Origin of the sequence: Streptomyces luteosporeus (assembly GCF_039532865.1) — a bacterium.
In the GTDB taxonomy this organism is placed as follows: Bacteria; Actinomycetota; Actinomycetes; order Streptomycetales; family Streptomycetaceae; genus Streptomyces; species Streptomyces luteosporeus.
Genome location: NZ_BAAASL010000068.1, coordinates 1 through 667 on the forward strand (window position 1 = coordinate 1; position 667 = coordinate 667).

Sequence of the window (667 nt, forward strand, 5' to 3'; positions counted from 1 at the left end):
TGCTAATTCAACATCAGGTTGCCCAATAAACTCAATTTGCATTCCGAGACCGCTAATTAGCTCAAGGTTTTCTTGCCCTTCACGAATTTGGGCCGACATTTCCTTAACCTGCTGCAGTTGAGTTCTTAGGGCTACTCCATGTGCTTGTCGATCCCGCTCAGGTAGTAAGGTAGAGCCACCCCCACCAAGAGAATGTGCTGTATAGGGCTGTGCTGTAGAATTTTTTGGTAAAGAGAGATGAAGCCTTTTATCGTTGGTTTGTTCCGTCATGTTTTAACTTGTTTTTTTCGTTAAGTGATAACTTACTACTGATCAAACGACGCTCTTCTAAAGCCTGCTTTAATATGACAAGATCGACCTGCATGCGATCGCTCATGAGGGCATCTTTAATTGATTCATCGACAGCTCGACAAATTTCAGCATAGCTTAAACCAGCAACCTGTTTTTCTAATCCATTTTTACGGAAAGGCTTAGGCGCAAATGCTCCTAGTCGAGATTTTATTAAGTCGAGTGCCTGTTCTAACGTTGGCAAATGGTACTCAATAACATCATCAAAACGTCTGAACAACGCATAATCTAAAATTTCCGGATGATTAGTAGCAGCAATAATTATACTACTTGAGTTGTCTTGCTCGATCATCTGCAAAAAGCTATTGAGTACGCGGCG

At 41.7% G+C, this 667-nt stretch carries 2 protein-coding genes; both read right to left on the minus strand.

Annotation, left to right across the window (positions count from 1 at the left end; translation table 11 throughout):
* On the minus strand, positions 1 to 270 hold a 270-nt coding region (locus ABD361_RS30450), incomplete at its 3' end, for a hypothetical protein (protein WP_425583374.1).
* Positions 248 to 667 (minus strand): AAA family ATPase (locus ABD361_RS30455; RefSeq protein ID WP_344440215.1); only part of this gene is annotated, 420 nt, incomplete at its 5' end. The genes ABD361_RS30450 and ABD361_RS30455, both read right to left, overlap by 23 nt.